General features: G+C 35.1%; 7 protein-coding genes. 4 read left to right on the forward strand and 3 right to left on the reverse strand.

Annotated elements, in window-relative coordinates; translation table 11 throughout:
* Positions 1-144: 144 nt before the first annotated feature.
* Positions 145-849, reverse strand: a complete 705-nt coding sequence (locus tag RYL55_RS08130; RefSeq protein ID WP_315008545.1) for a CpXC domain-containing protein — start codon at positions 847-849, stop codon at positions 145-147.
* A gap of 12 nt (positions 850-861) precedes the next feature.
* Positions 862-2,118: a hypothetical protein gene (locus RYL55_RS08135; RefSeq protein ID WP_315008547.1), complete on the reverse strand. Its 1,257-nt coding sequence runs from the start codon at positions 2,116-2,118 to the stop codon at positions 862-864.
* Between the two features lie 136 nt (positions 2,119-2,254).
* Between RYL55_RS08135 and RYL55_RS08140 the strand changes: the two genes are divergently transcribed.
* The 4 genes from RYL55_RS08140 to RYL55_RS08155 are packed head-to-tail and all read left to right on the forward strand — an operon-like array spanning position 2,255 to position 5,059.
* Positions 2,255-2,938: an XRE family transcriptional regulator gene (locus RYL55_RS08140; protein ID WP_315008549.1), complete on the forward strand. Its 684-nt coding sequence runs from the start codon at positions 2,255-2,257 to the stop codon at positions 2,936-2,938.
* 9 nt (positions 2,939-2,947) lie between these two features.
* Positions 2,948-4,363 carry a Y-family DNA polymerase gene (locus tag RYL55_RS08145; protein ID WP_315008551.1) on the forward strand — a complete coding sequence of 472 codons (1,416 nt, stop codon included), beginning with the start codon at positions 2,948-2,950 and terminating at the stop codon, positions 4,361-4,363.
* Positions 4,360-4,740, forward strand: a complete 381-nt coding sequence (locus tag RYL55_RS08150) for a hypothetical protein (protein WP_315008552.1) — start codon at positions 4,360-4,362, stop codon at positions 4,738-4,740. The genes RYL55_RS08145 and RYL55_RS08150 overlap by 4 nt, the downstream gene beginning before the upstream one ends.
* Complete coding sequence (locus tag RYL55_RS08155; protein ID WP_315008554.1) at positions 4,715-5,059, forward strand: DUF5960 family protein; 345 nt, start codon at positions 4,715-4,717, stop codon at positions 5,057-5,059. The genes RYL55_RS08150 and RYL55_RS08155 overlap by 26 nt, the downstream gene beginning before the upstream one ends.
* Before the next feature lie 205 nt (positions 5,060-5,264).
* On the opposite strand, the gene RYL55_RS08160 is transcribed toward RYL55_RS08155, so the two are convergent.
* On the reverse strand, positions 5,265-6,302 hold a 1,038-nt coding region (locus RYL55_RS08160; RefSeq protein ID WP_315008555.1), incomplete at its 5' end, for a mucin-binding protein.

Consider the following 6,302-nt stretch of genomic DNA (forward strand, 5'->3'; position numbering starts at 1 on the left):
TAAAGAAAACAGGCTTTGCGCTGTTGCTCGAGTACTATCAGCCACTCTGGATGATAGTACTGGAAAATTTGAGACCCTAGGCTCAAATTTTAGCCAAGAGACCCGACAAGGGGCTACTGGCGTCCACAGCAACCCCAGCAAAGCCTAGTTTTCGCCCTCTCCCAGTTCTTCGAGACGCTTTTTCATAATTTTCTTAATTTCATAAGTATCAACTTCATACTGTATACATTCACATTCTTCAGCAAAAGCTTCTAAAATCGCCTCATATTCCTCTTCATCAAATTCTACTGCAAATACAGGACGACCATCTTGTACACCAACAAAAGCTCTGTCTTGATCATCTATAAATACTAAATGATCAAATTCTTTATCAAAATCATACTCAAGCTCCATATATGATTTCAGCAATTCGACTGCTACATCATTTAAACCCGCTTCAAAAATGACCATCTTTTCTACTGCTGAACCATAGTTCGGTTCAAAACGAATACGGTAACCCTCTTCATCTAATGAACGAACTTCAAGAACAAAATCTTTTTCTTCTTCTGATGTAATGCCTAATCCATGTGACACTTGCATGAGTTTAACACCATTATCATATTCATTGTCACTATAATAAATACGATATTTCTTTTCCTGATTATCGATCACAAGTTCCTCTTGATCTTTTAGCACAGTATATTCTTCTCGACAATAGGGGCATTCAAATTCAAAAATAGACGCATCCAAAAGATAAGGAATCAATTCCCGTTGTCTTGGTAATTCGATTTTTTGATATTCACGTATCCCAAAATGTCGTCTACAATGCAAACATCTAATCTCTCTATCTACAAATAATTTTTCCGTCATCTCTTCACCTATTTACTCTATATTCATCCAAATCGTAGCATCTTCATCGTCCACATAAGTTGTCCACGCTACTCCAAAGGAAGCCTTCTTCGATGCTGGTGGATAGTAAACGACACCATTCGAATCCACTTCAATCTCATAGTGTTCTGGGTCTACCTTTTCAGCCCACATTCCAACTGCTAGCTGATTCCACTGCCACTGCGCTCCTAATAAATCAATTCCCTCATAAGATTTAATATATCGCATTTCCTCGAAATCCATCGAAGTTTTTAATACAACCGTTTTGCCTGCTAACGCCTCTAATTGAGCTGGTCTTAAACGATACGAACCATTGACTAAATTTTCTTTCCATACTCTTAATTTCATAAATTCGTAATGCATTGGAATGACTTCTCCATCTGCTTCCAGCCAAAATTCCCCAATCGTTGTTTTTAAAATATGCACAGGGTTAACCGTTTTATTTTTTCTACCAAAAATCGTTTTCTCTCTTAATTCATTTTCTCTAGAATTATAAATAATCTGTTCTCTTGGAATGGATAACTGATACTCACTCACAGCTTCTTGTTGGGAAGAAACAACATTGGTAATATATTTCAATTCTTCTATTGGGAAATCTGCTGCCTCTTCATCTCCATAAAAAACTTTTTCAACGAAAGCTTCCACTTCTTGGAAATATTCTCCAACCGGAACTGTCACATAATCGCCCACTTCTACTTCTAAATTTTTATGGCATAAATATACATATTGTTTTCGACTGCCTTCAAAGCTTACACGGCAATATTTATATTCTCCCTCTTGATGAGTCGGCTCAACTTTTTCTTTTGAGGCAACACTGAATTCACGGCAAGATTCTAAGAAGTCTAATAATTTAAAAATTTCTTCTTCAAATAAACTAATCTCATAATATTCTGTTAAATATCTTCCACCTTTGATAAAAGGACGCAATCGAATTCCTAATAAGCAGACATCTGACTCATATTCTTTAGGAGAAAAATATAAAGCAATATCCTCTTCTTCAAATGATAAATGCCAAGGTTCTGTTCCTTCATTTTCTTTCAATTTTCTTAAATCTTCAATCCACTGATCCACTTCTCTAACACGGAGAAATTCTCCATTTACCTTTAAAGATACAAAAGCATTTTCAATCGAACACTTTCCATGCACCCATTGATTAGGAGTAGCTTCTTTTCCAATCGTACTTCCATCAAATTCAAATGACAAAGTTGTCCCTAGAAATAATTTTTCTTTAAATCGAACTTTATTTCTCATATAATTCCTCCCTGTTCTTCTCTTGTATCTTATCATTTTTCAATTTTATTCGCTATTAATATAAGCAAGATATTGCCATTCCACATTTTATATGATAAACTGTTGTTAAGTTATAAATTAACAACAGAGGTGTATTATGTTTTCAGCCAATCGTCTAAAAGAAATCCGTACCCAACAAGGATATTCTCAATCTTTTATCGCCAAACAACTAGAAATTAGTCGAGTAGCTTATCATCATTGGGAAAATGGAAAAACCATTCCAAATCAAAAAAATTTAATCGCATTAGCAGACATTTTCAATGTAGAAGCCAGTTATTTTGAATCGGAATATACCATTGTAACGAACTATTTACAACTGCATTCGAACAATCAAAAAAAGGCAGAACACTATGTAGAGCAATTACTTCATCAGCAACAAAGCCAAAAAACACTCTATCCGATTACCGTATTAGCAGAAGTAAAACTTTCTGCCGGATTAGGAAAAGGAATTTTTGATGAATATGAAACAGAAATTGTCTACTCTCCAACAGAGCAACGAGGGTATGATATTGCTGCATGGATTCAAGGAGATTCGATGAGTCCTACTTATCAAAATGGTGAAGTCGCTCTGATTCAAGCTAATGGATTTGACTATGATGGAGAAGTCTATGCGCTAACATGGAACGAGGCCGTTTATATTAAGAAATTATATCGAGACGAACAAGGCTTTAGAATGGTTTCTTTAAATTCGAATTACCCAGAACAATTCATTCCTTATGAAGACAATCCACAAGTAGTTGGACTAGTTGTGAATCACTTTATGCCTGTATCTGCTTCCTAGAGGTTCAAAATGACCGTTATTGATTATGCAAGAGAACCTCATAGTGATATTGCCTTTATCGATATGAAATCCTTCTATGCTAGTGTGGAGTGTGTAGACCGTGGATTAAATCCATTAACGACTTGCCTTTGTGTCATGAGTCGTGCAGATAATGCTAATGGACTGATTCTCGCTTCTTCCCCTATTTTTAAAAAAATTTTCGGAAAAGTAAATGTCAGTCGCTCTTATGATTTACCGTTTCATATTCAAACAAGAAAATTCAATCTAGCTGCTGCAAAAAGACAAGGATTACCCATCAATCGAAATTTTATACGTTATGTAGAAAATTGGGCACAAAAAACATTAATTGTACCACCGAGAATGGATCGATACATTGAAAAAAACATGGAAATTCAAAAGATTTTTCAAAAATTTGCTGCACCGACAGATATTCTTCCTTATTCCATTGATGAAGCGTTTATTGATTTAACTTCTTCCTTGAATTATTTTATCTCGCATCATCAATTAACTAAAAAGGAAAAATTAGATGTCCTATCCTCCAAAATTCAACAAGAAATATGGAGAAAAACAGGAATCATCTCAACTGTTGGGATGAGCAATGCAAATCCCCTACTCGCTAAACTGGCTCTAGATAATGAAGCTAAAAAAACAAAAACAATGCGGGCAAACTGGTCCTATGAAGATGTGGAAACAAAGGTATGGAATATTCCTTCCTTAACCGATTTCTGGGGAATTGGCAGTAGAACAGAAAAAAGATTACATAAACTAGGGATTCATAGTATTAAAGAATTAGCTGAGAGTAATCCAGATGATTTACAAAAAGAATTTGGCATCATAGGAGTCCAGCTTTGGTTTCATGCCAATGGGGTTGACGAGAGTAATATCCATCAACCGTATAAAGTACACTCAAAAGGAATTGGTAATTCGCAGATTTTACCACGAGATTATATTCATCAAGAAGATGTAGAAGTTGTCTTATCAGAAATGGCAGAACAAGTAGCGATTCGCTTAAGAAGACGACATAAAAAAACAAAACTCATTTCTATTTATATTGGTTTTTCAAAATATGAAATGAAATCCTCGCTTCATTGCCAAGAAGCCATTGAACCAAGTAATCAAACAGCCATCTTAACAAAAGCTGTCTTACAATTATTTCGCAAAAAATATCATAGCGGTCCTGTCCGTCAAATTGGAGTACGCTATAGTGACTTAGTAGATGATAAATATTCCATCATTTCATTATTCGATGATCCCATTCTCATGGAAAAAGAAGAAAAATTACAACAAACCATTGATGGCATTCGAGATGAATTTGGATTTTTATCGATTCAAAAAGGAACTTCCCTATTAGAAAGTTCGAGAAATATTGCTCGTAGCAAACTCATTGGAGGACATTCTGCTGGAGGATTGGAGGGATTAAAATGATTGATCGTTCTTATTTACCCTTTCGTTCTGCTCGCTTATATCAAGATCGAAAAATGGCAAAGTGGATGGGATTTTTCCTTTCTGAACATACAAGTGCATTAGAAGATGATGCAATTCCTATCCCTACACATACACAACTTAGTTTAGAAGAAAAATATTTATTATTAGGGCAACTGCATTTATATGCTTTAAAAGCTCATATTTCTATTCTTGAAAACAAGCAACTATTGCACTATACAGGTACATTAGAAAACCTCACTGCGACTAAATGTTTATTAAAACTCAGTAATGGTTATCAAAGAATTTTTATTGAGAATATTGTCTCTATTCAACAAGTAGAGGAGGAACAGAATGAATCAACAAGATTATTATCGTAATGAACTGCAAATGGATTATTTTAGTGAAGAGTATCGTCGTTTTGAAGAAGATTTTTATCGCTATTCTTCTCTGACGATTCCTCTGACTTTTTTAATCGATGATGTATTATTATCCATGACAAAATCGAATCGTCCTTATTTTAAGCTGAATGGGAAAAATGCATTGGATCATCAGGATCATTATTTTCTCTTTACAATTGAAGAAGAAGCGACTCAACCATCGATTCGACTCTATCGCTATCGTTGCGTTACTCATTCATTAGAACAATTAAAGACAGCGTATCTTTCACAACAACAAAAACAGCTCTCTCCTCATTAGGAAAGAGCTGTAATAATAGTACTAAATTGTAATATAATGCATCAAAAAAGACATAACACTCTCTTACACCTTGTAAGATTAGGCGTAAGAGTAGTCGTTATGTCTATTTTAAATATTTTGTTCTTTTAAAATTTACTTATTGTATATCAATTTTTCAGCATAATTTCTATTATGCAAAAGAAAAATCATCATGAGAAATTTTCCTCTATTTGTTGTAATTTCTCTTATTTTTATCCAATAAACCTAATCCAACAAGAATAGCTGTTGCTGCTGCACTAAAAATTTCAAACTCACTTCCAGTACCTGTTTTTGGTAATTCAGATTTTTGAATCTTATGTTCTAGCAATAGTTCTGGTGTTAGTTCTGATTTCGGTTGTGGTACTGGCTCCGGTCTTGGTTCTGGTTTCAGTTGTGGTACCGGCTCCGGTCTTGGTTCTGGCTTCGGTTGTGGTACTGGCTCCGGTCTTGGTTCTGGCTTCGGTTGTGGTACCGGCTCCGGTCTTGGCTCTGGCTTCGGTTGTGGTACCGGCTTGGATTTTGTATATTCCACAATCACTGTTGTATCAATTGTTGTTGGTGTAACTTGTACTGCATCCACTTTTGCTTTACTTGGTGCATCATAATTTTTAACAATTGGAGAATCTACTGCTTCCCAGTTTGCTTCACTCCATTTTCCTTCAGTTACTTTTCCTGTAACTTTATTTCTCACATTTGTTCGTGTAATGGTTGCTATTTGTTTAACAGTATCTGCAACTTCTTTTGTCTTATCCGCTGCATCTACATACTTAATTGTACGTGTAGCTGTTTTACTTTCAACTATATTTTCTGTTCCTTGCGTATACTCAATTACTTCTGTTACATCAGCTGTTGTTGGTGTAATTTGTACTACATCCACTTTAGTTTGGCTTGGGGAATTATAGTTTTCAACCCTTGGAGAATCTACTGCTTCCCAGTTTGCTTCACTCCATTTTCCTTCAGTTATTACTCCTGTGACTTTGTTTCTCACATTTGTTCGTGTAATGGTTGCTGTTTGTGTAACAGTTTCTGCAACTTCTTTAGTTTTATCAGCTGCATCTACATACTTAATTGTACGTGTAGCTGTGTTATTTTCAACTATATTTTCTGTTCCTTGCGTATACTCAATTACTTCTGTTACATCAGCTGTTGTTGGTGTAACTTGTACCGCAACCACTTTTGCTTTACTTGGGGCATTATAGTTTTCAATTGTTGGTGATTTAACTTC

Origin of the sequence: uncultured Granulicatella sp., assembly GCF_963515615.1 — a bacterium.
In the GTDB taxonomy this organism is placed as follows: domain Bacteria; phylum Bacillota; class Bacilli; order Lactobacillales; family Aerococcaceae; genus Granulicatella.

Excerpts from the sequence above, each read along its gene's own strand:
- RYL55_RS08130 (WP_315008545.1), bottom strand. The coding sequence starts at position 849 with ATGACGGAAAAATTATTTGTAGATAGAGAGATTAGATGTTTGCATTGT.
- RYL55_RS08150 (WP_315008552.1), top strand. The coding sequence starts at position 4,360 with ATGATTGATCGTTCTTATTTACCCTTTCGTTCTGCTCGCTTATATCAA.
- RYL55_RS08155 (WP_315008554.1), top strand. The coding sequence starts at position 4,715 with ATGAATCAACAAGATTATTATCGTAATGAACTGCAAATGGATTATTTT.
- RYL55_RS08135 (WP_315008547.1), bottom strand. The coding sequence starts at position 2,118 with ATGAGAAATAAAGTTCGATTTAAAGAAAAATTATTTCTAGGGACAACT.
- RYL55_RS08140 (WP_315008549.1), top strand. The coding sequence starts at position 2,255 with ATGTTTTCAGCCAATCGTCTAAAAGAAATCCGTACCCAACAAGGATAT.
- RYL55_RS08145 (WP_315008551.1), top strand. The coding sequence starts at position 2,948 with ATGACCGTTATTGATTATGCAAGAGAACCTCATAGTGATATTGCCTTT.